26 protein-coding genes are annotated in these 25811 nt (G+C 31.8%); 15 read left to right on the top strand and 11 right to left on the bottom strand.

Annotated features, from left to right (window positions below; genetic code table 11):
* Nucleotides 1-5: 5 nt before the first annotated feature.
* From FT986_RS00910 to FT986_RS00895, 4 genes are all read right to left on the bottom strand, one after another.
* Complete coding sequence (locus FT986_RS00910) at nucleotides 6-1214, bottom strand: ATP-binding protein (protein ID WP_147863409.1); 1209 nt, start codon at nucleotides 1212-1214, stop codon at nucleotides 6-8.
* A 72-nt stretch (nucleotides 1215-1286) separates the two neighbouring features.
* On the bottom strand, nucleotides 1287-2051 hold the full coding sequence (locus FT986_RS00905) for a TIGR02757 family protein (RefSeq protein ID WP_147863408.1): 765 nt from the start codon (nucleotides 2049-2051) through the stop codon (nucleotides 1287-1289).
* Nucleotides 2048-3748 carry a hypothetical protein gene (locus tag FT986_RS00900; RefSeq protein WP_147863407.1) on the bottom strand — a complete coding sequence of 567 codons (1701 nt, stop codon included), beginning with the start codon at nucleotides 3746-3748 and terminating at the stop codon, nucleotides 2048-2050. The genes FT986_RS00905 and FT986_RS00900 overlap by 4 nt, the downstream gene beginning before the upstream one ends.
* On the bottom strand, nucleotides 3748-4416 hold the full coding sequence (locus FT986_RS00895; RefSeq protein ID WP_147863406.1) for an ABC transporter ATP-binding protein: 669 nt from the start codon (nucleotides 4414-4416) through the stop codon (nucleotides 3748-3750). Before FT986_RS00895 ends, FT986_RS00900 begins: the two co-directional genes overlap by 1 nt.
* Nucleotides 4417-4568: 152 nt before the next feature.
* Here FT986_RS00895 and msrA point away from each other — a divergent pair, with 152 nt between their 5' ends.
* Both msrA and FT986_RS00885 read left to right on the top strand, forming a co-directional pair.
* Complete coding sequence (msrA, locus tag FT986_RS00890) at nucleotides 4569-5096, top strand: peptide-methionine (S)-S-oxide reductase MsrA (protein WP_147863405.1); 528 nt, start codon at nucleotides 4569-4571, stop codon at nucleotides 5094-5096.
* Nucleotides 5097-5136: 40 nt separating this feature from the next.
* A complete protein-coding gene (locus FT986_RS00885) occupies nucleotides 5137-5442 on the top strand; it encodes a hypothetical protein (RefSeq protein WP_147863404.1) in 306 nt (101 codons plus the stop codon).
* Nucleotides 5443-5503: 61 nt separating this feature from the next.
* Here FT986_RS00885 and FT986_RS00880 read toward each other — a convergent pair whose 3' ends face one another.
* The 7 genes from FT986_RS00880 to FT986_RS00855 all read right to left on the bottom strand — a co-directional run bounded on the left by FT986_RS00880 (nucleotide 5504) and on the right by FT986_RS00855 (nucleotide 10306).
* Nucleotides 5504-5842, bottom strand: coding sequence for a hypothetical protein (locus FT986_RS00880; RefSeq protein WP_147863403.1), 339 nt, complete (start codon nucleotides 5840-5842; stop codon nucleotides 5504-5506).
* Between the two features lie 87 nt (nucleotides 5843-5929).
* Entirely contained in the window at nucleotides 5930-6307 is a 378-nt protein-coding gene (locus FT986_RS00875) for a DUF4258 domain-containing protein (protein WP_147863402.1), read from the bottom strand.
* Nucleotides 6308-6313: 6 nt separating this feature from the next.
* Nucleotides 6314-7510 (bottom strand): alanine dehydrogenase, encoded by a 1197-nt coding sequence (locus tag FT986_RS00870; protein ID WP_111540047.1) that lies wholly within the window; start codon nucleotides 7508-7510, stop codon nucleotides 6314-6316.
* A gap of 66 nt (nucleotides 7511-7576) precedes the next feature.
* On the bottom strand, nucleotides 7577-7888 hold the full coding sequence (locus FT986_RS00865; RefSeq protein WP_255505871.1) for a hypothetical protein: 312 nt from the start codon (nucleotides 7886-7888) through the stop codon (nucleotides 7577-7579).
* Between the two features lie 142 nt (nucleotides 7889-8030).
* A complete protein-coding gene (locus FT986_RS15835; RefSeq protein WP_187248547.1) occupies nucleotides 8031-8177 on the bottom strand; it encodes a hypothetical protein in 147 nt (48 codons plus the stop codon).
* A 162-nt stretch (nucleotides 8178-8339) separates the two neighbouring features.
* Nucleotides 8340-8747 carry a tRNA (adenosine(37)-N6)-threonylcarbamoyltransferase complex ATPase subunit type 1 TsaE gene (gene tsaE, locus FT986_RS00860; RefSeq protein WP_147863400.1) on the bottom strand — a complete coding sequence of 136 codons (408 nt, stop codon included), beginning with the start codon at nucleotides 8745-8747 and terminating at the stop codon, nucleotides 8340-8342.
* An 11-nt stretch (nucleotides 8748-8758) separates the two neighbouring features.
* Complete coding sequence (locus FT986_RS00855) at nucleotides 8759-10306, bottom strand: bifunctional response regulator/alkaline phosphatase family protein (protein WP_147863399.1); 1548 nt, start codon at nucleotides 10304-10306, stop codon at nucleotides 8759-8761.
* Between the two features lie 35 nt (nucleotides 10307-10341).
* Here FT986_RS00855 and FT986_RS00850 point away from each other — a divergent pair, with 35 nt between their 5' ends.
* From FT986_RS00850 to hisG, 13 genes are all read left to right on the top strand, one after another.
* Complete coding sequence (locus FT986_RS00850; RefSeq protein WP_147863398.1) at nucleotides 10342-11571, top strand: HD domain-containing protein; 1230 nt, start codon at nucleotides 10342-10344, stop codon at nucleotides 11569-11571.
* Nucleotides 11572-11594: 23 nt separating this feature from the next.
* Nucleotides 11595-12626, top strand: coding sequence for a UDP-3-O-(3-hydroxymyristoyl)glucosamine N-acyltransferase (lpxD, locus tag FT986_RS00845; RefSeq protein WP_147863397.1), 1032 nt, complete (start codon nucleotides 11595-11597; stop codon nucleotides 12624-12626).
* 4 nt (nucleotides 12627-12630) lie between these two features.
* Complete coding sequence (locus tag FT986_RS00840; RefSeq protein WP_147863396.1) at nucleotides 12631-14016, top strand: bifunctional UDP-3-O-[3-hydroxymyristoyl] N-acetylglucosamine deacetylase/3-hydroxyacyl-ACP dehydratase; 1386 nt, start codon at nucleotides 12631-12633, stop codon at nucleotides 14014-14016.
* Between the two features lie 9 nt (nucleotides 14017-14025).
* Entirely contained in the window at nucleotides 14026-14808 is a 783-nt protein-coding gene (lpxA, locus tag FT986_RS00835; RefSeq protein WP_111540054.1) for an acyl-ACP--UDP-N-acetylglucosamine O-acyltransferase, read from the top strand.
* Between the two features lie 12 nt (nucleotides 14809-14820).
* Nucleotides 14821-15387: an elongation factor P gene (gene efp, locus FT986_RS00830; RefSeq protein ID WP_147863395.1), complete on the top strand. Its 567-nt coding sequence runs from the start codon at nucleotides 14821-14823 to the stop codon at nucleotides 15385-15387.
* Nucleotides 15388-15393: 6 nt separating this feature from the next.
* Entirely contained in the window at nucleotides 15394-16329 is a 936-nt protein-coding gene (locus FT986_RS00825) for a UDP-3-O-(3-hydroxymyristoyl)glucosamine N-acyltransferase (RefSeq protein WP_147863394.1), read from the top strand.
* Complete coding sequence (locus FT986_RS00820; protein WP_111540057.1) at nucleotides 16329-16742, top strand: nuclear transport factor 2 family protein; 414 nt, start codon at nucleotides 16329-16331, stop codon at nucleotides 16740-16742. Before FT986_RS00825 ends, FT986_RS00820 begins: the two co-directional genes overlap by 1 nt.
* Before the next feature lie 104 nt (nucleotides 16743-16846).
* A complete protein-coding gene (gene sucD / locus FT986_RS00815; RefSeq protein ID WP_111540058.1) occupies nucleotides 16847-17719 on the top strand; it encodes a succinate--CoA ligase subunit alpha in 873 nt (290 codons plus the stop codon).
* 112 nt (nucleotides 17720-17831) lie between these two features.
* Nucleotides 17832-20810: a pitrilysin family protein gene (locus FT986_RS00810; protein WP_147863393.1), complete on the top strand. Its 2979-nt coding sequence runs from the start codon at nucleotides 17832-17834 to the stop codon at nucleotides 20808-20810.
* Between the two features lie 111 nt (nucleotides 20811-20921).
* Nucleotides 20922-21668: a 3-oxoacyl-[acyl-carrier-protein] reductase gene (gene fabG, locus FT986_RS00805; RefSeq protein ID WP_111540060.1), complete on the top strand. Its 747-nt coding sequence runs from the start codon at nucleotides 20922-20924 to the stop codon at nucleotides 21666-21668.
* 23 nt (nucleotides 21669-21691) lie between these two features.
* Nucleotides 21692-23719, top strand: coding sequence for a vWA domain-containing protein (locus tag FT986_RS00800; protein ID WP_147863392.1), 2028 nt, complete (start codon nucleotides 21692-21694; stop codon nucleotides 23717-23719).
* A gap of 18 nt (nucleotides 23720-23737) precedes the next feature.
* Complete coding sequence (locus FT986_RS00795) at nucleotides 23738-24553, top strand: prohibitin family protein (protein ID WP_147863391.1); 816 nt, start codon at nucleotides 23738-23740, stop codon at nucleotides 24551-24553.
* A gap of 226 nt (nucleotides 24554-24779) precedes the next feature.
* Nucleotides 24780-25637: an ATP phosphoribosyltransferase gene (gene hisG, locus FT986_RS00790; protein WP_147863390.1), complete on the top strand. Its 858-nt coding sequence runs from the start codon at nucleotides 24780-24782 to the stop codon at nucleotides 25635-25637.
* The last annotated feature ends 174 nt before the right edge of the window (nucleotides 25638-25811 follow it).

Raw genomic sequence — 25811 nt, 5'->3', positions numbered from 1 at the left:
TTTGATTATTTTTTTATAGTAAACGAAACCTTTGTAAATTCTCCCAACTCTGATTTTACTTTAATTTTTCCGCCAAGCTTTTTCACTAATTTTTTAACGGTAGAAAGCCCTATACCATTTCCTTTATTTCCATTACGATCGGTAATAGCGGCAGTAGAAAATAAGTTAAAAATTTCTTTTTGCTTTTCTTTAGGAATTCCTACACCGTTATCATTAACAGAAAAATGGTAAAAACCTTCTTTCTCTTTGCATTTTATCTTGATGACAATCTTTTCTTTATCGTTGTATTTTAAACTATTTCCGATAAGGTTAAGTAAAATCTGCTCTAAAGCCGCACGGTTACAGTGTAGTTCAAGATTTTTGTGTGGTAATTTTATCTCGCATTCGTGCTTAATATTAAAGAGATCTATAATTTCTTCTAGCAATTGCTTTAAATCAAAGCTTTCTTTAGATTTTTCGTGAGCTTTTACTTCACTCTCATAAAGGTTTAAGATGCTAGTAATATATTCACTTAAGCTAAAGCTAGATTTTTTTAAGTAATTTAAATAGTTAACCCCTTCTTTGTCTAATGTAGTTTCATATTTTTTCTTTAGAATATCTACGGTAAGAACCATATTTGCTAAAGGCATTTTAATATCATGCGATACTGTACCTGCAAAATCTTGGAGTAAAGAATTTTTTTCTTTTAAAGATTTTTCTGCTCTTTTCAGTAAATCAAAATTACGTCTTAGTTCTAATAACTTTACAATCTGTTTAGATAAAGCTCTTAGTGATTTTTTTTGATTATCACTAATAGTTCTTGGTTTATGATCGATAATACAAAGCGTTCCTAAGGTCATTCCTCTGCTATCGGTTAGTTTAAAACCGCAGTAATAAATGACAGGTTGATCTGGAGACTGAGTAAGTGGATTGTTTTTAAAACGGTCATCTTCCAATGCGTTTTTTATCTCTAACACATCTTCTTCGGCTTCAATAGCGTGAGTGCAAAAAGAAATATTTCTTTCTGTTTCGCACATTTCTACGCCTACTTTAGATTTAAACCACTGTCTATTAATATCGATAAAAGAAATTAGAGCCACTGGCGCATCCGAGATGTAAGCCGCTAACTGCGCGATATCATCATACTCCGCTTCATTTGGGGTATCCAAAATGCGATATTCATCTAAAGCTTTTAAACGCTTTAATTCGCGTGAAGAAATTTCTTGAGTGATCATATAAGTGAACCTTTTACAGGCAGTTAATTTTAAGTAAAGATAAAAAAGTAAGTATGATTTGTTAAATAAAATCTAAAATTTCTCAAATATACCAAGCCCGAAGAGTGCGAAGTCATATTTTACAGGGTCTTTAGCGTCTAACTTGCGTAAATTTTGATCTAATTCTGCCAACGCTTTAGCATCATTTTGCTTCCTTTTTAAAAGTTTTAATTTTCTCGCAACATTGCCACTATGAACATCTAACGGGCATGACAAAGCTGAAGCGGGAATATTCTCCCAAAGACCAAAATCTACTTGATTTTTTGAAGATCTTACCATCCACCTTAGAAACATATTAATTCGCTTAGCAGCGGAATTTTTTAAAGGATCGCTTACGTGTTTTTGAGTTCTAGGTAAATGTTCTAATTCAAAAAAGATTTTTTTTAATTCATGAATTCCTAATTGGGTAGAATTTACTGTACTATATTCTGTAAAGATTCCTTCAAGTCCTTGATGATTTGTATAGATATTTTTAAGTGCTTTTACAAAATAAATTAAATCATTACCGTTAAATGTACGATGTACGAAACTACTAAGTGAATCGAAGTCTTTATCTTTATGGTTTTTAATAAAATCAAAAGGAGAATTATCTAACATTTGCATAAGTCTATGCGCATTTTTAAGAATACTTTTTCTGTTTCCCCAAGCAATGGTAGCGGTAAGAAATCCGGCAATTTCTATATCTTCTTTTTTGCTAAACAAATGCGGAATTTGAATAGGATCTGTTGCTATAAAATCTGGGTTTTCGTATTCTTTGACCTTATGATCTAAAAACTCCTTTAATTCTTTTTTGTTCATTCTGGTTTTATTTTTTTGCTGTAAAAACCATCTTTAATAGTTTTTCCCCGTCGCTGCGGAATATATTGAAAACCTTTCTTAAAATATTCGATTTGATCTTTATTTACAGTAGGTAAAGGTCCGTTTCCAGTATTCCAAAAGAAATTATTTTCTAGTGGGGAAAAATACTCTAAATTTTCAACCGACTTAATTTCATATTCAAATGAATAACGAGAATTTTGATGAGGATATAGAACTTGTGTCAGTTGAAATCCTGAACTCTGAGAAGCATAAGGGTTATTGGTAAATTTATTCAGCGAAAAGCTAAAAAAGGTTTGAATAATAAGACTAATACTTATAATCATCAATAAACCAGAAATTAGCTTTTTATTCTGAAAAAAATATGTGCTTAGGAGTGCAATGATTAAAAAAAGAATATTTAGAAAGAAGCGATATTGAGGAGAAGTAACACCTAAAATCAGTAATTGAATTATACCAATAATATATAAGAAAACACTACTTTTTTTATGAGCTATTTTTTGAATGAAAAAAGGAAATAAAAAACATATAATAATGATAAGCTTATTGAAAAAACCGTGCAATTTAGGCAAGGTTAACCAATGAGAAAATAGCTGCCAAATATTGAGTTTCTCATATTCCGTTGGAGAAAGTTTAAATGCAAAAGCTTTTGTATAGTGATAATAGAACTGTTGTAATTCTGCAGGGAGTTGGTAGTCTAACTTTATAAATGAACTAAATAATGGAGTAGGGTAAAGAGGAATTCCTGTTACTATACTATTTTTTAAAACTATAATTACTAAAGTAAAAAATCCAAAAACAGAGAAAGGAAGAATTGTTATTTTATGTTGATTAAAATTGAGTATAAAGAAGTAAAGAGGAAGGATTAATAAAAATGCATTGGTAAACTTGATAAATATCAGAAAAAAGATAAATAAAGAAATCGTAAGGAGATGTGAGGTATTGGTATTTTTATAGTCTTTAAAGACAATATAGAAAATGTACCAGCTTATAATATATACAGGAATATCTGGAGAAGGGGCTGCTATAAAACTAAAAAAAAGAACATTGGTAAGAGGAAGTGCAGCAAAAAACAAAACAACTCTTTGAGATGATCTTTTAAAATAGTCATTTAGAAGTTTTACAGCATATAGATTTCCCCACAAAAGGCAATATCCGCTAAGGTCATTAAAACTATCATATAGAAAATTAAAATTAAAAGCTGCTTGTAAAATGTGCCATCCACTAGTTTGACCTAAATACAAATGTAAATTCCCTAAGCCAGGAACAAGTCCGTATTCATTAAGCCATTTTATGGTTTGAATGTAGTAGGATTCATTATCTAAAATATATGGAGCTGAAGCACATTTAGCTAAAATCAAAATAGTGACAAGAATTGTAAAAGCTTTAAAACCAATTTTAAGATTTTTAAAAACTTTCCAAAGGTGTTTATGAAGCTGTATAAATTCTTGTTGATAAATAAATCCTAGATAGAGAAGAATAGAAAATAACACACCATGAAAAATTCCGTTTAACGGAAATAAAAATGCAAAGCATGTGGCGAAAAGTCCTATTCCAAACCATCCCAAAAATTGAATGATTAGAGCTTGAAAAGGTAATTTTAATTGTTGCTGAATAAAAAGCCCTACAAGTGTTGATGCTAAAAAAATATAGAGCCAAGAAACAGCAATAAGAAGCATTACTGTGGAGATTTGATGCTACCATCAACCATTACCAATTTCCTGTCGGCCATATTGGCTAATTCTTGATTATGGGTAACAATGACAAATGTTTGTCCAAATTCCTCTCTTAATTTAAAGAAAAGTTGGTGAAGGTTTTCTGCAGATTCTGAATCTAAATTCCCAGAAGGTTCATCGGCAAGGATGATTTGGGGATTATTAATAAGAGCTCTAGCTACAGCTACACGTTGTTGTTCTCCACCACTCAGTTGTCCGGGTTTATGGTCTTTACGGTGAGATAAGCCTAAAAAATCTAATAATTCTAGCGCTCTTTTTTCGGCTTGTTCTTTTGAAGTTTGGTGAATAAATGCTGGAATACAAATGTTCTCTAGGGCAGTGAATTCGGGTAATAATTGATGAAATTGAAAAATAAAACCAATATGTTGGTTTCTAAACTTAGCTAACTCTTTTTTAGAGAGTTTGTTGACTTCGGTATCATTAAGCTTAACAACACAATTATGCTTTTTACTTGGAGTATCTAGGGTTCCTAATATTTGCAAAAGTGTTGTTTTTCCTGCTCCAGAAGCTCCTACAACCGATACAATTTCTCCTTTTTCTATGGTAAGATTTACGTCATTGAGTACGTGAAGATCTTCGTAATACTTATGTAGATTTTTAACTTCAATCATTCTTATAAATTTAGAGCAAAATTTTATATGCTAAAATAGGCTTTTCTTTTGAAAATAGATCTTCGTAATTTACAAATCATAAATACACGTTAATTTAGCTCACGGGGTTTAAAAGCTTATAAACTTGCTTTAATTTTAAATAAAAATTTAAAATGGAAAAAGTCACTTTAGCGAATGGATGTTTTTGGTGTACCGAAGCAGTTTTTCAGCGGGTAAAAGGAATCTCGAATGTGAAATCGGGCTTTTCTGGAGGAAAAATTAAAAATCCGCCTTATCGAGAAGTTGTTGAAGGGAGAACAGGCCATGCCGAAGCTATACAGTTCAATTATGATGAAGAGAAAGTAACCTATAAAGAAATACTTTACATTTTTTTTACTACCCACGATCCTACAACTTTAAACAGACAAGGAAATGATATTGGCCCACAATATAGAAGTGCTATTTTTTATCATAATGAAGAACAGGAAAAGATTGCTAAAGAAGTAATTGAAGAATTAAATAATGAGGTTTTTGAAAATGAAATAGTTACGGAGGTTACTGCTTATACTAATTTTTATGAAGCAGAATTCCAACATCAAAACTTTTATAACAACTACACACAGCAACCCTATTGTCAAATAATTATAAACCCTAAACTCAAAAAATTAAGAAGTGAATTTTCTCATTTATTAGAAGAATAGAGTTCGGCACTTTTTTTGCAATTCATATAGAAAATAAGATATGATATTAAGTAATAAATATAAGAGATTAGTAAAGGGTGTGTTTTTTGACGGAATAGGAATGCTAACTATGGGTATTCCTGTTATAGGACCTTTTCTAGATATTGTGTGGGCTCCTTATGCAGCCAAAACGATGACTGAAATGTATCCTGGTAAAAAAGGGAAGCTAGCATCAATTTTATTATTTATAGAGGAAATTCTTCCTTATACAGATATTATCCCATCGTTTACCATCATGTGGGTTTATGCCTATATCTTTAATGGAGTAGATTTAAAGGATGAAATAATAGAAGTAGAAGTGGTTTAGATAAATTTTCTAAAAAAAACAAAAAAAAGCCTTTCAGTTTTATTTGAAAGGCTTTTTTTATCTATTCTTCTTCGCTATCGTCATCATCTTCCTCGTCGTCCTCTATATCTTCATTCAATAATTTCTTATCATTAGAGCTTATTTCTTCTATAGGTTCATTAAAATCATCTTCATCGTAATCGTCCTCTTCATAATTTGCCATGGTATTCTCTAAACGTGTACTTACTTTTACTAAGTATATAGAGTCTTCAGTTCTTACCTCTACAGCTTCTATGGTTTCGTTTTTTGCATTTTTAAATGTGATCACGTGATCATCATCATAGCCGTCAGGGTATTTTTCTACCAATAAGCTCAGAATTTCAGGGGTAAGTTTTTTGTAATCAACTATTACTCTTTTCATAAATACAACTCTTTTTTGTTTTGCAATTTTATAGACAATAATAATTAAAAGAATAAATATTTAATCACTTTTAAAAATATTTTTACCTTAATCTTTCTTAAAATTTATTTGCTGAATAGTGGCTTGATTTTCGCAGTTTTCTATTCTTAAGGTTAGGTTTTTATTATTTACTTCTCCTTCTACAGCGTAGATTTTACAAGAATCAAGTTTTGTGTTGCTATTTGAAAAATCAACATCACCAGAATTTAAAATATTCCTTACTACAGAAGTATCTAATTGGTTCTCTTTCAAAAATAAAAGAACACTAGGTTCATATGTTTTGTTTTTAATTCTAATGTTTTTTAGAACTCTTGCATCTGGACCGTAATCACATGAGGTTTTTTTTCCGCTAAGGAAAAACATAAGAATCATAATACCTATAAAAAAACCTACTGAGTAGTAGGCAAGTCTTGCTGCTAGTTTCATATTTGTTTAAAAGATAAGCAGATTAATATCTCTATATGATAGGTTAAACCAATCTGCTACGGATTTATTGGTTAAAATACCGTGGTAAAAATACAACCCATTTCTTAAACCACGATCAAATCTTAATGTATTTTCTAAGCCTCCAGATTCTGCTATATGTAATAAAGAAGGAGTAAATATATTACTGATTGAAATAGAGGAAGTTCTTGAGTATTTTGAAGGAATATTGGGTACTCCGTAATGAATTACATTGTGTTTTATTTGTGTTGGCTCATCATGCGAGGTGACTTCTGAAGTTTCAAAACAACCTCCCATATCAATACTTACGTCAATAATGACCGATCCTTTTTTCATAGATTGAACCATATCTTCAGTTACAATAATAGGGGAGCGGTCATTACCTCTTACAGCACCTATTACGACATCTGCTCGTTTAAGAGCTTTGGTTAAATTTTTGGGTTGCAAGGTAGAGGTGTAGAGCGGTCTGCCTAAATTAGTTTGAATATTTCTTAGTTTTGTAAGTGAATTATCAAATACTTTTACATTTGCTCCCAACCCAATAGCCGATCTTCCTGCAAACTCTCCAACAGTACCCGCGCCAATAATAACTACTTCTACTGGAGGTACACCGCTTATATTTCCAAACATAAGGCCGCTACCTAATGGATTCGCTAAAAGTTCTGAAGCGATTAAAATAGAAGCTGTTCCTGCAATTTCACTTAATGCTCTTACTGCGGGATAACTACCATCTTCATCTTTAATAAATTCAAAAGCTAAGGCAGTAATACGTTTTTCTGCCAGCTTTTGGAAGTAATCTTTACATTGTGTCTTTAACTGAAGAGCAGAAATTAAAATAGTTTGAGGGTTCATAAGGTTTAGTTCCTCAAATGAAGGTGGCTCAACCTTAAGTATAATGGGACAAGAGAAGACTTTCGCGGTATCTTTAGTAATTTTAGCTCCAGCTTCGCTATAATCTTTATCTGAAAAATTAGCATCTATGCCTGCATTACTTTCAATAAGCACTCGATGACCGTGAGCTGTAATTGCTGCAACGGCATCTGGGGTTAAGCATACTCTTTTTTCTTGGTAAGAAGTTTCCTTTGGTAAACCAATATATAATTTTCCTTTTGTTTTTTGTATTTCTAAGGTTTCCTCTTGTGGAATTAATTCAGCTTGACTGAATGGAGTAGATGGCTTGCCCATAGATATTCGCGTTTATATAAAGAAAGAAAAAAAAGAAGAAATCTACAAGTGTTTAAAGAAGTGCTGTTAAAAAAGATCCTTAATTTGACCAAAAAACCCTTTTTGTTTTAATAAATCTTCTTCTATATCATCAAGATCATTTCTATGAATACTAGCGAAAAGTTTAGCTCTAATTAAATAGACCACAGGTACAATTACAGCCATTATGGGTATCAAGAACCAAATTTCAACAACGTCAAAATATGTTATATCGTCATTAATAACACTAACTAATTGAAATAAATACATTCCTATAGGTATAAGTATCACATGATACCACCAGTGTTTGCAAGTTGTAAACCAGATTGTAAGCAATAAGATGGGGACAAATTTCCCCATAATTGTCCATACGCTTACACTCACGTTTTCGTAAAAATTACTTTGAAAAGTAAATAAAAAAGTTTCCCAGCTATCTGTGCTTGGGAAACTTTTGTAAATATAAAATATATAAGGTGTTGCCGCTATAACTAGCGCAATCAGACTACCCGTTAGTAGGGATTTTGACGTCTTTCTTTTCGATCGACTTGATATTGTCTTGTGTTGTGTGTTCATCAATGGCTTGTGGGCTACAAGATGTTGCTAAAAATCCTAAAGTTGCAATAGCGAAGATAAAGTTTTTTGTATTCATGGTGTTTGTTTTTTTGATTATTTATGATACAAACCTATGAACAAAATAGTTAAAAATGTTAATTATCTTTGCCGTACCTTTGCAAATTTTTTAAAATAAAAAACATTGATTTACAGATAATTACAAAGCTTTACTTCAACTAAAGTATTCAGTAAATATACGTTATTTCTTAAAATTTAGATTTCTTTTTAATTCACCTACTTTAGAGATGTGAATTTCATGTTTGTCTAATAGTAATAAATTTTCCACATTTTGCGGCCATTCTATTAAACACCAATTATGAGATTCTAAGTATTCTTCAAACCCTATGTCGTAAGCTTCATCTTCATCCTCTATTCTGTGAAAGTCAAAGTGAAAAATAGGATTGTTTATTCCTTTGTATTCATTCACTAAAGAAAAGGTTGGGCTGCTTACTTTATCAAGAGATCCTAATTGTTTTACAATTTCTTTGATCAGAGTGGTTTTACCTGCTCCCATTTCTCCATAAAATAAAAGTGTCTTGCTAGAAGACACTTTTATAATTTTTTTTGCAACATCAGAAATTTCTGATAAGTTATATTCTATTTGCATCACTTCACAATTTATCTTGGTTTAAGTACTGAAAAAGGGATGATCATTTCTTCTAAAGAAACCCCGCCGTGTTGATAAGTGTTTCTATAATAACTGACATAATGATTATAGTTATTAGGGTAAGCAAAGAAAAGATCTCCTTTTGCAAAGATAAAAGAACTGCTCATATTTATACTTGGCAAGTGAAATTCTTTGGGGTTTTTAGCTGCAATTACGTCTTTACCTTCATAAGTGAGACTTTTTCCTGTTTTGTAACGTAAATTAAGACTCGTGTTTTTATCACCTATAACTTTAGAAGGGTTCTTAGCATTAATAGTTCCGTGGTCTGTTGTGATAATTAATTTAAATCCTAATTGTTGTGCTTGCTGTATAATCTCTAGTAAAGGTGAATTTTTAAACCAACTTTCGGTTAACGAACGATAAGACTTATCGTTAGAAGCCAATTCTTTTATAACTTCCATTTCTGTTTTTGAGTGTGAAAGCATATCAACGAAATTGTAAACTACGACGGTTAAATCGTTTTCTTTTTGCGATTTAAAGTTATCTACCAATTTTTTTCCGCCTTTTAGGCTAGTTATTTTATGGTATGCAGTTTTATAATCTAAGCCTAAACGTTTCATTTGAGCTATAAGAAAATCTTCTTCGTGCATATTTTTACCTCCGTCATCGGTATCATTTAACCACCATTCTGGATGTTTCTTTTCCATATCGGAAGGCATTAATCCCGAAAAAATGGCATTTCTAGCATATTGGGTTGCTGTAGGTAAAATACTATAGAAAGGAATCTCACTTTCTTTTTTGTAATAATTATTAACTATTGGCTCAAAAGCACGCCATTGATCATAACGAAGATTGTCAATTACAACTAAAAGTGTAGGTTGTTCTTTATTGAGTTGCGGTACTACTTTTTCTTTAAATAAAGTATGAGACATAATTGGCTTGTCATTTCCATCAAACCAAGTGGTGTAATTTTTCTCTACAAATTTACAGAATTGACTATTAGCTTCAGTTTTTTGAGATTCTAGAATTTCAAACATTCCAGTATCTTCAATATTCTCTAACTGCAATTCCCAATAGACTAAACGCTGATAAATTTCTGCCCACTCTTCAAAAGTGTTGACCATAGACATATCCATCGCAATTTTTCTAAACTCTTGTTGGTAGTTAGAAGTAGTTTTTTCTGAAACTAGGCGAGAGTGGTCTAAATTTTTCTTTAAACTTAATAGAATTTGATTGGGATTGACAGGCTTAATAAGGTAATCGGCTATTTTAGAACCAATAGCTTCTTCCATAATATATTCCTCTTCACTTTTTGTAATCATCACTACAGGAAGAGTACTTCGTTTTGATTTTATTTCCGATAAGGTTTCTAGTCCGGTTAAACCAGGCATATTTTCGTCTAATAAAACAATATCAAAATTATTCTCATTTACCTCCTCAATAGCTTCAGTTCCACTTTGGCACGTGGTGACATCGTAGCCTTTTCCTTCTAAAAAAATAATATGAGGTTTTAATAAATCTATTTCGTCATCTACCCAAAGTACTTTGATATGGTTCATATATGTATATTTGCTTTAATTATTAAATTTTTGATTTGAATCAGAGAAACAAACTTAAAATATTAAACGATCCAATTTACGGATTTATTACCATTCCCAACGAACGGATTTTTGATATTATCGAGCATCCGTATTTTCAACGCTTAAGAAGAATATCTCAAATGGGCATGTCTTATTTGGTATATCCAGGAGCTCATCATACTCGATTTCATCATGCTTTAGGTTGCATGCATCTTATGAGAAAATCTTTAGATGTGCTTAGATTTAAAGGAGTTAAGGTTTCAGATAAAGAAGAAGAAGCTTTACTTATTGCTATATTGTTGCACGATATTGGACACGGACCTTTCTCTCATGCTATGGAACATAGTATTGTAAATGGGATTAGTCACGAGTCAATTTCGCTTCAATTTATGGAGAAAATGAATACTGACTTTAACCAAAGTTTAACGTTGGCTATTCAGATCTTTAAAGGTGAATATCACAGAAAATTTTTTAAGCAGCTTATTGCAAGTCAGCTCGATGTAGACCGCTTAGATTATTTAAAACGAGATAGTTTCTATACAGGTGTTGCCGAAGGTAGTATTAATAGTGAGCGACTCATAACCATGCTAAATGTTGTTAATGATGAGTTAGTGGTAGAACAAAAAGGAATTTATTCAGTAGAAAAATTCTTAGTAGCTAGAAGACTTATGTATTGGCAAGTGTATTTGCACAAAACTAGTTTAGGTGCAGAGCAACTGTTAATTAGAGTTTTAAAAAGAGCTAAATATTTATCTAGTACGGGAGTTAAGCTTCATGCGAGTAGAGCATTAAATTATTTTTTAAATAATGAAATTGCTCAAGATAACTTTACGGAAGAGACTCTAGATATATTCAGCAAGTTAGATGATTACGATATTGTGTCGGCCATGAAAGAATGGGTTTATGTAGATGACTTTGTGTTAAGTAATTTATGTAAAATGGTCATAGATCGAGATTTGTTGAAGGTAAAATTAAAAAAGCAACCCGTTTCTGAAAAGAAAAAAGAACGACATTTAAAAAGGTTAATTGAAAAGTATAATATTAGCGAAGAAGAGGCTTCTTATTTTGTTTTTACAGGTAAAGTTGCTAACCTTGCATATAATACTAACTTAGAGAATATAAATATTTTACATAAGAACGGGAAGATAAGCGATGTAGCAAAAGTTTCAGATCAATTAAACTTAGATGCATTATCAAAAGCTGTTGTAAAATATTATATCTGCTATCCAAAACAAAAAGATTAACATTTTTTTCTATTTTTGTCAGAATGAAATTTAAAGCAGCACAAATAGCCGAAATATTAGAAGGGGAGATTCATGGTAATCCTGAGGTAGAAGTTTCTCAGCTTGCCAAAATTGAAGAAGGTACCGAAGGGTCGCTAACTTTTCTTTCTAATCCAAAATACGAATCTTTTATTTACAGTACTAATGCATCTATTTGCATAGTCAATAAAGATTTCGTTCTAGAAAAACCAGTCGACACTACGCTTATAAAGGTAGAAGATTCATACAAATCGTTTACCACACTTTTAGAATATTATAATCAAGTAAAACTAAATAAATCTGGAATAGAGCAACCTAGTTTTATAGGGGAATCTTCAAATTATGGAGAAAATATCTATTTAGGAGCATTTGCATATATAGGCAATAATGTAAAATTAGGGAATAATGTAAAAGTTTACCCTAATGCTTATATAGGTGATAACGTAACAATAGGCGATAATGTAATTGTCTTTGCTGGAGCAAAAATATACTCAGAATCGATTATAGGTAACCACTGTGTAATTCATAGTGGTGTTATAGTTGGGGCAGATGGATTTGGCTTTATGCCGAATGAGAGTGGAGAGTATCAAAAGGTTCCTCAAATAGGAAATGTTATCGTTGAAGATTATGTAGATATTGGTGCAGGAACAACGATAGATCGTGCTACATTAGGTTCTACTATAATAAGAAAAGGAGTAAAACTAGATAATCAAATTCAAATAGCACATAATGTAGAAATTGGTGAACATACCGCTATTGCTGCACAAACGGGTATTGCAGGTTCTACTAAAATTGGTAAAAACTGTATTATTGGTGGGCAAGTAGGTATTGTTGGACATATAAGAATTGGGGATCGAGTTAAAATACAAGCACAATCTGGTATAGGTAGAAATGTAAAAGATGATGAGGTTTTACAAGGTTCTCCCGCTTTAAATTACGGGGATTTTAATAAATCTTATGTGCATTTTAAAAATTTATCAAAATCGATCAATAGATTAAATCAAGTAGAAAAACAGCTAAATAGTAAGAAAGCTTAAAAAAATGAAACAACAAACTATCCAAAAAGAAGTCTCTTTAAAAGGTGTAGGGCTTCATACAGGAAAAGAGGTAAACTTAACTTTTAAGCCAGCTCCTGAAAATCATGGCTATGTTTTTAAAAGAATGGATTTAGAAGGTCACCCTTCTTTACCTGCTGAAGCAGCTTATGTTGTAAATACACAACGAGGTACTTCTTTAGAGAAAAACGGAGTTCAAATACAAACCTCAGAACATGTATTAGCTGCTTGTGTAGGTCTAGAAATTGATAACGTACTTATAGAGATGGATGCTAGTGAACCTCCTATTATGGACGGTTCTTCTAAATATTTTGTAGAAGCTTTAGAGCAAGCTGGAGTAAAAGAACAAGAAATTGAAAGAGAAATCTACGAAGTAAAAGAAATCACAAGTTATGTAGATGAAGAAACCGGGAGCGAAATTATGGTAGTTCCTGCTTGTGATTATGAAATTACCACCATGGTAGATTTTGGCACTAAAGTATTAGGTACTCAAAATGCTAGCATTAAAAACCTTAAAGAGTTTAAAGAAGAAATAGCAGATTCAAGAACTTTTAGTTTCTTACATGAAATAGAAACCTTATTAGATCACGGCCTTATTCGAGGAGGAGATTTAAATAATGCTATAGTTTATGTGGACAAAGAATTGTCTCCAGAAACAATGGAAAAACTAAAAAAAGTTTTTGATAAAGATGAGATTTCAGTAAAGTCTAATGGAATTTTAGATAACTTAACTCTTCATCACCCTAACGAAGCAGCGAGACATAAATTACTAGATATTATTGGTGATTTAGCCTTGATAGGAACAAGAATAAAAGGAAGAATTATTGCCAATAAGCCAGGACATAAGGTAAACACCGAGTTTGCAAAGAAAATGGCGAAAAAAATTAAAGCTGAAAAGCGAAATCAAGTTCCTCAAGTAGATTTGAATCAGGCTCCGTTAATGGATGTCAATCAAATCATGAAAATGTTACCACATAGACAACCTATGTTGTTAATAGATAAGATTTTTGAACTAACAGATAATCACGTTTTAGGAACAAAAAATGTGACTATGAATGAAGAGTTCTTTAAAGGTCACTTCCCAGGAGCTCCGGTTATGCCTGGTGTTCTTATTGTAGAAGCAATGGCCCAAACGGGTGGAATTCTTATTTTAAGTACTGTTCCAGATCCAGAAAATTACTTAACCTATTTTATGAAAATAGATAACGTTAAGTTTAAACAAAAAGTAGTTCCAGGAGATACGCTAATTTTTAGATGTCACTTAATTTCTCCAATTCGAAGAGGAATTTGTCATATGCAAGGTTATGCATATACTAATGGAAAATTATGTGCTGAAGCAGAGTTAATGGCACAAATAGTAAAATCAAAATAATTTAATTTTATGAACCAACCTTTGGCATATGTGCACCCAGGTGCAAAAATCGCAAAAAATGTTGTAATTGAGCCTTTTACAACGATTCATAATAATGTAGTAATAGGAGAAGGAAGTTGGATTGGTTCTAACGTAACCATAATGGAAGGTGCTAGAATTGGTAAGAATGTTAGCATTTTTCCTGGAGCAGTAATTTCTGCAGTTCCACAAGATAAAAAATTTAATGATGAAGATACGCTTACTATTATTGGAGACAACACTACTATAAGAGAGTGCGTTACCATTAATAGAGGAACATCAGACCGTATGAAAACGGTTGTAGGAAATAATTGTTGGATTATGGCTTATTGTCATATTGCACACGATTGTATTGTAGGAGACAATTGTATTTTTTCTAATAACAGTACCCTTGCAGGACACATTAATGTAGGAGACTACGTTATTTTAGCGGGGATGACAGCAATACAGCAGTTTTGTAGTATTGGAAGCCACGCTTTTATCACGGGTGGTTCTTTAGTAAGAAAAGATGTACCTCCATTTGTAAAAGCTGCAAGAGAACCTTTATCATATGTAGGAATTAACTCTATAGGCTTACGCCGAAGAGGTTTTACTACCGAAAAAATTAGAGAAGTTCAAGATATATATAGAATTTTATACCAAAAGAATTATAACAACTCTCAAGCAGTTACTATTATTGAAGCTGAAATGGAAGCTACACCAGAGAGGGATGATATTTTAGAGTTTATCAAAAACTCTCAGCGAGGAATTATGAAAGGTTATTTTTCAAACTAAAAACAAAACAGAATGGCAACGACTAGTGATATTAGAAACGGATTGTGTATTAAATACAATCATGATATATATAAAATTATAGAGTTTTTACATGTTAAACCAGGAAAAGGTCCAGCATTTGTAAGAACAAAAATGAAAAGTGTTACTAACGGAAAAATTTTAGAAAACACTTTTTCTGCAGGACATAAGATTGATGATGTTCGTGTAGAAACTCATAAATTTCAATTTTTATATAATGATGGAGAATTTTATCATTTTATGAATACTGAAGATTATACTCAAATTAGATTATTAGAGTCTGCTTTAGACACCCCTGGATTATTAAAAGAAGGAGAAGTGGTAACCGTAATTATCAATTCAGAAGATAATATGCCGCTTTCTGTAGAAATGCCACCAAGTGTAATTCTTGAAGTAACACATACAGAACCTGGTGTAAAAGGAAATACAGCAACGAATGCTACAAAACCAGCAACAGTAGAAACTGGTGCTGAGGTAAACGTTCCACTTTTTATAAATGAGGGAGATAAAATAAAGGTAGAAACCGATAAAGGAACTTACAAAGAACGTATCAAAGAGTAATTTGAGATGAATTTTCCTCAACAACATACCCTTCAGCAAATTGCTACAATTATTCAATCAGAGTTTGTAGGCGATAAAGATTTCCCTGTATGGGGAATGAATGAGATCCATGTCGTTAGGGAAGGAGATATTGTATTTGTAGATCATCCAAAATACTACGATAAAGCTTTAAATTCCGCTGCGACGGTAATTCTTATCAATAAGAACGTAGAATGTCCAAAAGGAAAAGCTTTATTAATTTCAGACGATCCATTTAGAGACTTTAATAAACTCACTACGTTTTTTAAACCCTTTAAAAATTCTACTCAACAAATTTCAGCTTCCGCGGAAGTAGGAGAGGGAACAACCATTCAGCCAAATGTATTTATTGGTAATCACGTTCGCATAGGTAAGAATTGTATTATTCATTCTAATGTGAGTATTTATGATCATACAATAATAGGCGATAATGTCACCATACATGCGGGAACTGTTTTAGGTGGTGATGCTTTTTATTACAAAAACAGACCTGAAGGTTTTGATAAATTAAAATCTGGAGGGAAAGTGGTTATTGAAGATAACGTAGATATAGGAGCTGCTTGTACTATTGATAGAGGAGTAACTGGAGAAACTACAATTGGTGAAGGTTCTAAAATAGATAATCAAGTACAGATAGGTCATGATACGATTATTGGTAAGAAGTGTTTGATAGCTTCTCAAGTAGGTATTGCTGGTTGTGTAGTTATAGAAGATGAAGTGACTATATGGGGACAAGTAGGGATCACTAGCGGAATTATTATTGGTAAAAAAGCAGTTATTTCCGCGCAAAGCGGAGTAAGTAAATCACTTGCGGGGAATACCTCTTATTTTGGAACGCCAGCAGACAGTTTTAGAAAAAAATATAAAGAAATTGCTTCTATACGCTTAATACCAAGTTTAATTGAAAAAATAGATAAGTTGTAATGATGAAACAAGCTAAGGATATTGTTAGAGAATTTTATGATTCAGATATAGCAAATGATGCATCAATCATAGAAAAATACTTTCACCCAAATGCTGTTTTAACGTGGAATGGAATTGAAGGTCTTACTAATCTAGGTTTTGATAAAATTTCTGACTTTTTCGCAGATATTAGAAAAAACTATAAAGAACTTAAAATTGAAGTAAGTCACTTACTTCAAGACAATGATACTGTAACCATTCGTTATAAGTATTATGTGCATCCTATAGAGAATCCAGATGAAGAGATAGGAATTGCTCATTTTATTTGTATTTGGGAGATAAAAGATGAAAAATTATACAGAGGATATCAAGTAAGTCAGCCTTTTAAGGACCAAGACGAAAAAGATAATTCTTATGAGAAGGTAAAAGCCTAATTTTTTTTCAAAGCTGTAGTAAAAAAGTTACCTTTGCGCAGCTACTTATAAAATAAGACGTAGTAAACTGAAATAGAAAACAATTAATAAAACCAACTAGTAAAATGAGTGTTTTAGTAAATAAAGATTCAAATATAATCGTTCAAGGTTTTACCGGAAGTGAAGGAACTTTTCACGCTGAACAAATGATTGAATACGGTACAAATGTAGTAGGTGGAGTTACTCCAGGAAAAGGAGGGCAAAAACACCTAGACAAGCCTGTTTTTAATACTGTAGCCGAAGCGGTGAAAGAAGTTAATGCAGATACTACTATTATTTTTGTACCACCAGCTTTTGCAGCAGATGCTATTATGGAAGCAGCAGATGCAGGTATTAAAGTAATCATTACCATTACAGAAGGTATTCCTGTTGCAGATATGATTAAAGCTGCAGAATATATTAAAGATAAAGAATGTAGATTAATAGGTCCTAACTGTCCAGGTGTAATTACTCCAGGTGAAGCTAAAGTTGGTATTATGCCAGGTTTTGTTTTCAAGAAAGGAAAAGTAGGAATTGTATCAAAATCAGGTACATTAACTTATGAAGCTGCAGACCAAGTTGTAAAGCAAGGGTTAGGTATAACTACTGCCATAGGTATTGGTGGAGATCCAATTATTGGGACGACAACAAAAGAAGCTGTTGAGTTATTGATTAACGACGAAGAGACTGAATGTGTTGTAATGATCGGAGAAATTGGCGGTCAATTAGAAGCAGATGCAGCAGAGTGGTACAAAGCAAGTGGTTCTAAAAAACCAATCGTAGGTTTTATCGCAGGAGAAACTGCTCCAGCAGGAAGAACTATGGGACACGCAGGAGCTATTGTAGGAGGTAGTGAAGATACTGCTCAAGCTAAAAAGAAAATTATGAGAGAATGTGGTATTCACGTAGTGGATTCTCCAGCAGAAATAGGTAAAAAAGTAGCTGAAGTATTAGGCTAATATTAAATTTGTTAAAATTTAATAGATTTAATTTATATAAAAGTTCGTTAGTAAGTATTTACTAACGAACTTTTTTTATTTTTAACCATCTCTTAACTAATTATTTAAAATAATGAAAAAAATCTATTTACCGTTTTTTCTATTCTTAACTAGCTTAGCAATTATCAGTTGTAGCGAAAAGAAAGAAAATGAAACTTCAGATAAAAATAAATATCAGCATACAGATGATGCTGGATTTGCTTACCAAACATTTAAAGATGACCCCACAGAGCTTCGACTGTATACTTTAGACAACGGACTTAAAGTTTATTTAGGAAAAAATGAAGAAGAACCCAAAATTCAAACTTTAATTGCTGTAAGAGCTGGTTCTACTTATGATCCTGCAGATAACACAGGTTTGGCTCATTACTTAGAGCATATGGTTTTCAAAGGAACTCATAAAATTGGAACTCAAGATTGGGAAAAAGAAAAAGTACTCTTAGACAGTATTTCAGATCTATATGAAATGCATAAAGCTGAAAAAGACGAAGAGAAAAAACTGAATCTTTATAAACAAATAGATAGTGTTTCTCAAAAAGCTTCAGAATATTCTATTGCTAATGAATATGACAAAATGGTAGCCTCTTTGGGAGCCGAAGGTACGAATGCATTTACTTCTAATGAACAAACGGTTTATGTAAATAAAATTCCTTCAAATGAATTAAATAAATGGTTACAAGTAGAAAGTGAACGTTTTAGTACATTAGTTTTACGTTTATTCCATACAGAATTAGAAGCAGTTTATGAAGAATTTAATCGCGGTCAAGATAGCGATGGTCGTAAGCAATACCAAGCTACCTTAGAAGGTTTGTTCCCAACTCACCCTTATGGTACGCAAAGCACCATTGGTAAGTCTGAACATTTAAAAAATCCATCTATGGAAGCTATTCATAATTATTTCAACACCTATTACGTGCCAAATAATATGGCAGTGGTTTTGGTAGGGGATATAGATTTTGATGGAACTATAAAAAAAGTAAATGACGCTTTTGGAAACTATGAGAAGAAGGAGGTTACTCATCCAACATTTAAGAAAGAACAACCTATTACCTCTCCAGTAGAAAAGGAAGTTTTTGGACCAACATCAGAGTCGGTTTATGTTGCGTTTAGAACTGGAGGAATAGGTAGCAAGGATGAAAAAATAGTAACTTTAATCGATTATATTTTAGCAAATTCTCAAGCGGGTTTAATCGATTTAGATTTAAATCAGCAGCAAAAAGTACAAAATGCATCTTCGTTTACAAACTTTGATAACGATTACGGTTTTCATCTTCTTTATGGAATGCCAAAAGCAAACCAAACTCTAGAAGAAGTTCAAGCTTTACTCTTAGAAGAAGTTGAAAAAATAAAAAAGGGAGAATTTGATGATTGGTTGATAGAAGCGGTTATTAATGATTTAAAACTTTCAGAAATTCGTGAATATGAAAATGCTTCATCTACAGCTTACGCTTATATGGATGCTTTTATACATTTTCAAGATTGGCAGTCTAGATTAGATTTTATAGAAGGTTTAAAATCAGTTACTAAAGAAGAACTAGTAAATTATGCTAACGAGCACTACAACGACAATTATGTTGTCGTATATAAACGTAAAGGAGAAGATGCAAACATCGCTAAAGTTGAAAACCCAGGAATAACTCCGGTAAAATTAAATCGCGATAAGCAATCTGTATTCATTCAAAATTTTAACAAAGAAGAATCTCCTGCCTTAGAACCACAATATATTGACTATAAAAAAGCTATAGGGAATTCAGAAACCAAAAACGGATTACCCGTAGCTTACATAGAAAATGAAAACAATGATTTGTTCAACTTGTACTTTATTTTTGATATGGGTCAAGATAACGACAAAGAAATTTCTCTAGCTGCTGGTTATCTAGATTATTTAGGAACAAATAAGTTATCACCCGAGCAAGTAAAACAAGAATTCTATAAATTAGGAATTAATTATTTTGTAAACTCAGGAACAGATAAAACTTACGTTGGTTTATCAGGTTTAAAAGAGAATTTACCAGCAGGTTTATCACTTCTAGAAGATCTTTGGCAAAATGCAGAAGCAAATCAAGAAACCTATGATAAGTATGTAGAGCAGATTTTAAAAGGTCGTGAAGATAATAAAACACAAAAAGGAAATATTTTATTTAACGGATTAATGAACTACGGTAAATATGGAGAAGAATCTAGGTTAAGAGATATTTATTCAGCTGCTGAATTAAAATCTAAAAATCCACAAGAATTGGTTCAGAAAGTTAAAGACTTACGTAATTACAAACAACGTATTTTTTATTACGGAAAAGATTTAGATAAGGCCATGACTTCTTTAGATAAAGAACACCAATTGCCAAGTGAATTAAAGGAATACCCAGAAGCTAAAAAGTTTAATGAGGTAGAAACTGGCGGGAAAGTGTACTTTGTAGATTACGATATGGTGCAAAGTGAAATGGTTTTCTTAGCAAAAGGAGATAAATTTGATGCTGAAAATATGGCAGCAACCGAATTGTTTAATACCTATTTTGGTAGCGGTCTTTCCTCTATTGTTTTTCAAGAAATTAGAGAATCAAAATCTTTAGCTTACTCTGCCTATTCATCTTACCAAATGGCAAATGAAAAAGAAAAGCCAAATTATGTAATGGCTTATATAGGGACTCAAGCCAACAAGATGCCACAAGCTGTAGATGCCATGATGGAGTTAATGACCAATATGCCAGAAGCTGAAGAGCAATTTCAGTCGGCTAAAGAAGCGGCGTTAAAACAAATTGCTGCTAATAGAATTACTAAAACATCTATTTTCTGGAATTATGAAAGTTTAAAGAAAAGAGGTTTAGAAGAAGACTATAGAAAAGAAATGTACAATACTATAAAAGGCATGTCTTTAGAAGATTTAAAAACTTTCTTTAACGATAATATTAAAGGACAAGAATATAATGTATTAGTAATAGGTAACAAGAAAGATGTAGATATGCAATCGCTTTCTAAACTAGGGAAAGTAGAAGAATTAGATGTAGATTATTTGTTTAACTATGAAAAATCTGGAGATAAATTAAAGTTATAAATATAACTCCTTACAAATATGAAAACCTCTTGAAATCTCAAGAGGTTTTTTTATGCCTTCCCGCTATAGTTGCTTATATTTGAGGCTAGGTTATTAATTACACCATCAACTATGAAATTATTAGAAGGAAAAAATGCAATTATTACTGGAGCTAGTAGAGGAATAGGTAAAGGAATTGCCATGATATTTGCTCAGCACGGCGCAAATGTAGCTTTTACTTATAGTTCTTCTGTAGAAGCAGCTCAAGATTTAGAAAAGGAATTAACCGATTTAGGGATTAAAGCAAAAGGTTACAAAAGTAATGCAGCCAATTTTGAAGATGCTCAAAAACTAATAGAAGACGTAAATAAAGACTTTTCTAGTATAGATATTTTAGTAAATAATGCAGGGATTACCAAAGACAATTTGTTAATGCGTATGACCGAGGAAGATTTTGATAAAGTTATAGAAGTTAACTTAAAATCAATTTTTAACATGACTAAAGCAGTACAACGTACTATGCTTAAGCAACGTAAAGGAAGCATTATTAATATGAGTTCTGTCGTAGGAGTAAAAGGAAATGCAGGCCAAGCAAATTATGCAGCTTCTAAGGCAGGTATGATTGGTTTTTCTAAATCTATGGCTTTAGAATTAGGTTCTCGTAACATTAGAACTAATGTTATTGCGCCAGGATTTATCGAAACAGAAATGACTGCAAAACTTGACGAAAAAACGGTTGAAGGTTGGAGAAATGCTATTCCTTTAAAACGAGGAGGAAGCCCAGAAGATATAGCTAATGCTTGCGTATTTTTAGGTAGTGACCTTAGTGGTTACATTACAGGGCAAGTATTAAATGTAGATGGCGGTATGCTTACCTAACCAATCAATTATAAAGTAACTTAATGTCAGGACAAACCCTAATTTTTATTATTCTATCTGCAATTGCAGCGTTAGGTTTGTCTTTATTATTTTATTTATTCAATAAAAAGAAGAAACGTCCAAAACACTGGATCATTTTCAGTGTTTTGCGTTTTTTAAGTCTCTTTTCACTCTTTCTATTGTTGATTAATCCAACTTTAGAATCCCTTCAACTTTCTACAGAAAAACCGAACCTCGTTGTAGCGATAGATAATTCTTCCTCTATAGCTTACTTTAAAGAAGAAAATAAGGTTTTCTCCTTCGTACAACAAATTAAAGAGCACCAAGAATTACAAAATAAGTTTAATGTTCAGTATTATAGCTTCGGGGAGCAAATTAAAAAATTAGATACACTTTCCTTTACGGAAAACAAAACCCAAATTACTCCTTTATTTTATGATTTGGCAGACATTTATGAAAGCCAAATAACACCCACCGTTTTAGTAACCGACGGAAATCAAACCTATGGCGAAGATTATTTGTATAAAGCTTCTCAGTTTCCACAAGATATCTATGCAGTTGCGGTAGGTGATACGACGAGTTATAGTGACTTAAAGATTGAAAGAGTCAATGTAAATAAATATGCCTTTCTAAATAATAAATTCCCTGTAGAACTTTTTTTAAATTATAAAGGAGAAAAAGCAGTGCAAAAAGAGGTTTCTATTCAATTAGGTAATTCAACTGTTTTTTCACAGAAAGTCACATTTTCAAAAGAAGATAAAAGCGAAATTCTACAAATAAAATTACCAGCCAATCAAATTGGTTTACTCAATTATACAGTTAGTGTAGAAACGATCGACAATGAGAAAAATATAGCTAATAACACTAAAAAGTTTTTGGTAGATGTGATCGATGAAAAAACGAAGGTTTTAATTTTATCATCGTTTTTACATCCAGATCTAGGTTCTCTTAAAAAGTCTATAGAGAGTAATCAACAAAGGGAAGCTAATATAGAACTCGTTTCTAATTTTCGAGGAAGTTTGTTAGATTATCAATTAGTTATCTTGTATCAACCTAATCCTCTTTTTAAAACCATTTTTGATCAAATAGCTAAGGAAAATTTAAACTCTTTAATTATTACAGGAACAAAAACTGACTATGATTTTTTAAATAGGAGTCAGGATAATTTCCGTAAAGAAATATTTACTCAATTAGAAGAATTTCAACCCAGTTACAATTCGGGTTACAGTAGCTTTCAGCAACCCGATATTCAATTTGGTAGTTTCCCTCCTTTACAAGATTATTTTGGCGGAATATCTTTTAATAAAACACCGCAAATACTTCTTTACCAGAATATAAACGGAATAAAAACCAAAACTCCTGTAATTGCAACCTTAGAAGAAAATCAACAAAAAACAGGTTTTTTATTCGGAGAAAATAGTTGGCAATGGCGTTCTAAAAGCTTTGTTCAGCAAAAAAGTTTTGAAAGTTATGATGATTTTTTAGGAAAGCTAATTCAATACCTTTCTTCAAATAAACGAAGAGAGCGTCTAACGGTAGATGCACAACCATTTTATAATTTCGGTGATAAAATTATAATTCAGGCAGGGTATTTTGATAAAAACTATGCTTTTGATGATCGTGCAAAATTAAATATTTCAGTAAAAGAAAAAGAAACTAAAAAGAATAATGAATACCCTTTTATACTTCAGAACAATACTTATGAGGTGAATTTAAGTCAGCTTCAACCTGGTGATTATACTTACAAAGTTTTTATTGAAGAGGAAAATATTCAGAAAACAGGCAGTTTTACCATTATAGATTTTGAAGTAGAAAAGCAGTTTTTAAATGCAGATGTAGGGAAACTGACACAAGTAAGTCAAGATAAAATTTATTTTTTATCTGAAAGCGAGCAACTTTTTAAGCAACTTCTTGAAAACAAAAAATATCAACCCGTTCAAAAAAGCGAGGTTAAAAAAAGCAGTTTAATAGATTGGAAAATCCTTTTAGGTATAATTATAATTTGCCTTTCGGCGGAATGGTTCTTCCGAAAATATAAAGGATTAATATAAATTAATAAATAAGATAATATGGAAAGATTACCCAAAATAGCATTGCCAATAGTATTTATTGGGATTGTAGTAGTTATTTTAATTTTTAAAAGTACAGTAACCATTGGCTCTGGAGAGGCAGGGGTACTTTATAAAACCTTTGATGGTGGAGTTGTAGATGATGAACCGCCATTAAGTGAAGGGTTTCACTTTGTTGCTCCTTGGAACAGTGTTTTTGTTTATGAAGCAAGACAACAATCTTTAGAAGAAAAAATGCAAGTTTTAAGTTCTAACGGATTGGAAATTAGATTAGATGCCTCAACTTGGTTTCAACCTAAATATGCAGATTTAGGAAAATTACACAAAGAAAAAGGAGAAAAATATATTGAGCGTTTACTTAAACCTGCTGTAAGATCTGCAGCTAGAGCAGTGGTAGGGAGATATAGTCCTGAGCAATTGTATGCCAGTAAAAGAGAAGCGATACAGAATGAAATCTTAGAAGAAACTCAAATTCTTTTAAAAGATCAGTATGTACAAGTTAATGAAGTATTGGTGCGAGATGTGTCTTTACCAACTACAATTAAAGATGCTATTGAGCGTAAGTTAAGACAAGAGCAAGAATCTTTAGAATATGAATTTAGATTGACGAAAGCTACAAAAGAAGCAGAACGTCAAAAGATTGAAGCTGAAGGTAAAGCTAGAGCAAATAGCATCCTAAGTCAGTCTCTTACCGATAAGGTATTACAAGAAAAAGGAATTCAGGCCACGATAGAACTTTCTAAATCGAATAATGCAAAAACTGTGATTATCGGTAATTCAGATAATGGTATGCCACTTATATTGGGTGATAATTAGACAAATACTAAAGTTATCTAAAAACCCATTTTTTTGAAAAATAATCTCTAAGTTTGTACCCACAATGAGAAATTTAAACTTACATCATCATCATTTTCATATCCACGCTCAAGCGAGGTGATTTTGTATTTGATGTAATTCAAAAATAATTTACAAACCCGTTTGAGTAATTTCAAACGGGTTTTCTGTTTCCTGTCTGCAATTATTCAAACTATAATTTACCTAAATGAAAAAATTAAAAATTGCGATTCAAAAGTCAGGAAGATTGAACGAAGATTCCGTTAAAGTATTAAAAGAAGCTGGTATTTATATAGATAACGGGAAGGAGCAGCTTAAAGCATCTGCTCGTAATTTCCCTTTAGAAGTTCTATATTTAAGAAATGGAGATATTCCTCAATATTTAAGAGATGGAGTGGTAGATATTGCTATTGTAGGTGAAAATTTATTAATAGAAAAAGGTCAAGATTTACAAATTATAGAAAAGCTAGGTTTTTCTAAATGTAAAGTTTCTATCGCAATACCTAAGGAACAAACCTATAATGATATTCAAGATTTAAAAGGAAAAAAAATTGCAACTTCTTATCCAAATACCGTAAAAAACTACTTAGCTAAACAAAATATTACAGCAGATTTACACCAAATATCGGGCTCTGTAGAGATTGTCCCAAGTATTGGTTTGGCAGATGCTATTGTAGATATTGTTTCTAGCGGTAGTACTTTATTTAAAAATAATTTAAAGGAAGTAGAACAAATTTTAACTAGCGAAGCTGTTTTAGCAGTTTCTCCTAAAATATCTGCAGAAGCAAATGAAATTTCAGAGAAATTACAATTCAGAATTCAATCGGTTTTAAAAGCAAGAACTTCTAAATATGTTTTGCTGAATGCTCCTAATAATAAGATTGAAGATATTATAAAAATATTACCAGGTATGAAGAGTCCAACAGTTTTACCACTTGCAGAAGAAGGTTGGAGTTCTTTACACTCGGTTATTAATGAAGAAGCTTTTTGGGAAGTAATTGATGAGCTAAAAAATAACGGAGCAGAAGGAATCCTTATTTGTCCAATAGAAAAAATGGTGTTGTAAAATTTATTTAGCTGAATTGTCACACTGAGCGTGTCGAATTGTGTTCTTGTATTAGGTATAAATTCATAAATAAAAAAATTAGATGCGTCATGCTGAACTTGATTCAGCATCACATCAGCGATATAAAATTGAAATAAGATAGATGAGATCCGGAATCAGGTCCGGGATGAAGAA

This window comes from Mesonia sp. K4-1, assembly GCF_008017825.1.
Classification (GTDB): Bacteria; Bacteroidota; Bacteroidia; order Flavobacteriales; family Flavobacteriaceae; genus Mesonia.
The sequence above is the reverse complement of the archived record's forward strand: the minus strand, read 5'-3'. Positions and strand labels throughout refer to the sequence as shown.

Excerpts from the sequence above, each read along its gene's own strand:
- FT986_RS00880 (WP_147863403.1), bottom strand. The coding sequence starts at position 5,842 with ATGAAAAGAGTAATAGTTGATTACAAAAAACTTACCCCTGAAATTCTG.
- FT986_RS00875 (WP_147863402.1), bottom strand. The coding sequence starts at position 6,307 with ATGAAACTAGCAGCAAGACTTGCCTACTACTCAGTAGGTTTTTTTATA.
- FT986_RS00820 (WP_111540057.1), top strand. The coding sequence starts at position 16,329 with ATGATGAAACAAGCTAAGGATATTGTTAGAGAATTTTATGATTCAGAT.
- FT986_RS00800 (WP_147863392.1), top strand. The coding sequence starts at position 21,692 with ATGTCAGGACAAACCCTAATTTTTATTATTCTATCTGCAATTGCAGCG.
- FT986_RS00855 (WP_147863399.1), bottom strand. The coding sequence starts at position 10,306 with ATGAACCATATCAAAGTACTTTGGGTAGATGACGAAATAGATTTATTA.
- efp (WP_147863395.1), top strand. The coding sequence starts at position 14,821 with ATGGCAACGACTAGTGATATTAGAAACGGATTGTGTATTAAATACAAT.
- FT986_RS00895 (WP_147863406.1), bottom strand. The coding sequence starts at position 4,416 with ATGATTGAAGTTAAAAATCTACATAAGTATTACGAAGATCTTCACGTA.
- FT986_RS00870 (WP_111540047.1), bottom strand. The coding sequence starts at position 7,510 with ATGGGCAAGCCATCTACTCCATTCAGTCAAGCTGAATTAATTCCACAA.
- FT986_RS00885 (WP_147863404.1), top strand. The coding sequence starts at position 5,137 with ATGATATTAAGTAATAAATATAAGAGATTAGTAAAGGGTGTGTTTTTT.
- FT986_RS00865 (WP_255505871.1), bottom strand. The coding sequence starts at position 7,888 with ATGGGGAAATTTGTCCCCATCTTATTGCTTACAATCTGGTTTACAACT.
- FT986_RS00795 (WP_147863391.1), top strand. The coding sequence starts at position 23,738 with ATGGAAAGATTACCCAAAATAGCATTGCCAATAGTATTTATTGGGATT.
- lpxD (WP_147863397.1), top strand. The coding sequence starts at position 11,595 with ATGAAATTTAAAGCAGCACAAATAGCCGAAATATTAGAAGGGGAGATT.
- lpxA (WP_111540054.1), top strand. The coding sequence starts at position 14,026 with ATGAACCAACCTTTGGCATATGTGCACCCAGGTGCAAAAATCGCAAAA.
- hisG (WP_147863390.1), top strand. The coding sequence starts at position 24,780 with ATGAAAAAATTAAAAATTGCGATTCAAAAGTCAGGAAGATTGAACGAA.
- tsaE (WP_147863400.1), bottom strand. The coding sequence starts at position 8,747 with ATGCAAATAGAATATAACTTATCAGAAATTTCTGATGTTGCAAAAAAA.
- FT986_RS00810 (WP_147863393.1), top strand. The coding sequence starts at position 17,832 with ATGAAAAAAATCTATTTACCGTTTTTTCTATTCTTAACTAGCTTAGCA.
- FT986_RS15835 (WP_187248547.1), bottom strand. The coding sequence starts at position 8,177 with ATGAATACAAAAAACTTTATCTTCGCTATTGCAACTTTAGGATTTTTA.
- FT986_RS00900 (WP_147863407.1), bottom strand. The coding sequence starts at position 3,748 with ATGCTTCTTATTGCTGTTTCTTGGCTCTATATTTTTTTAGCATCAACA.
- FT986_RS00840 (WP_147863396.1), top strand. The coding sequence starts at position 12,631 with ATGAAACAACAAACTATCCAAAAAGAAGTCTCTTTAAAAGGTGTAGGG.
- FT986_RS00825 (WP_147863394.1), top strand. The coding sequence starts at position 15,394 with ATGAATTTTCCTCAACAACATACCCTTCAGCAAATTGCTACAATTATT.
- msrA (WP_147863405.1), top strand. The coding sequence starts at position 4,569 with ATGGAAAAAGTCACTTTAGCGAATGGATGTTTTTGGTGTACCGAAGCA.
- FT986_RS00905 (WP_147863408.1), bottom strand. The coding sequence starts at position 2,051 with ATGAACAAAAAAGAATTAAAGGAGTTTTTAGATCATAAGGTCAAAGAA.
- fabG (WP_111540060.1), top strand. The coding sequence starts at position 20,922 with ATGAAATTATTAGAAGGAAAAAATGCAATTATTACTGGAGCTAGTAGA.
- sucD (WP_111540058.1), top strand. The coding sequence starts at position 16,847 with ATGAGTGTTTTAGTAAATAAAGATTCAAATATAATCGTTCAAGGTTTT.
- FT986_RS00910 (WP_147863409.1), bottom strand. The coding sequence starts at position 1,214 with ATGATCACTCAAGAAATTTCTTCACGCGAATTAAAGCGTTTAAAAGCT.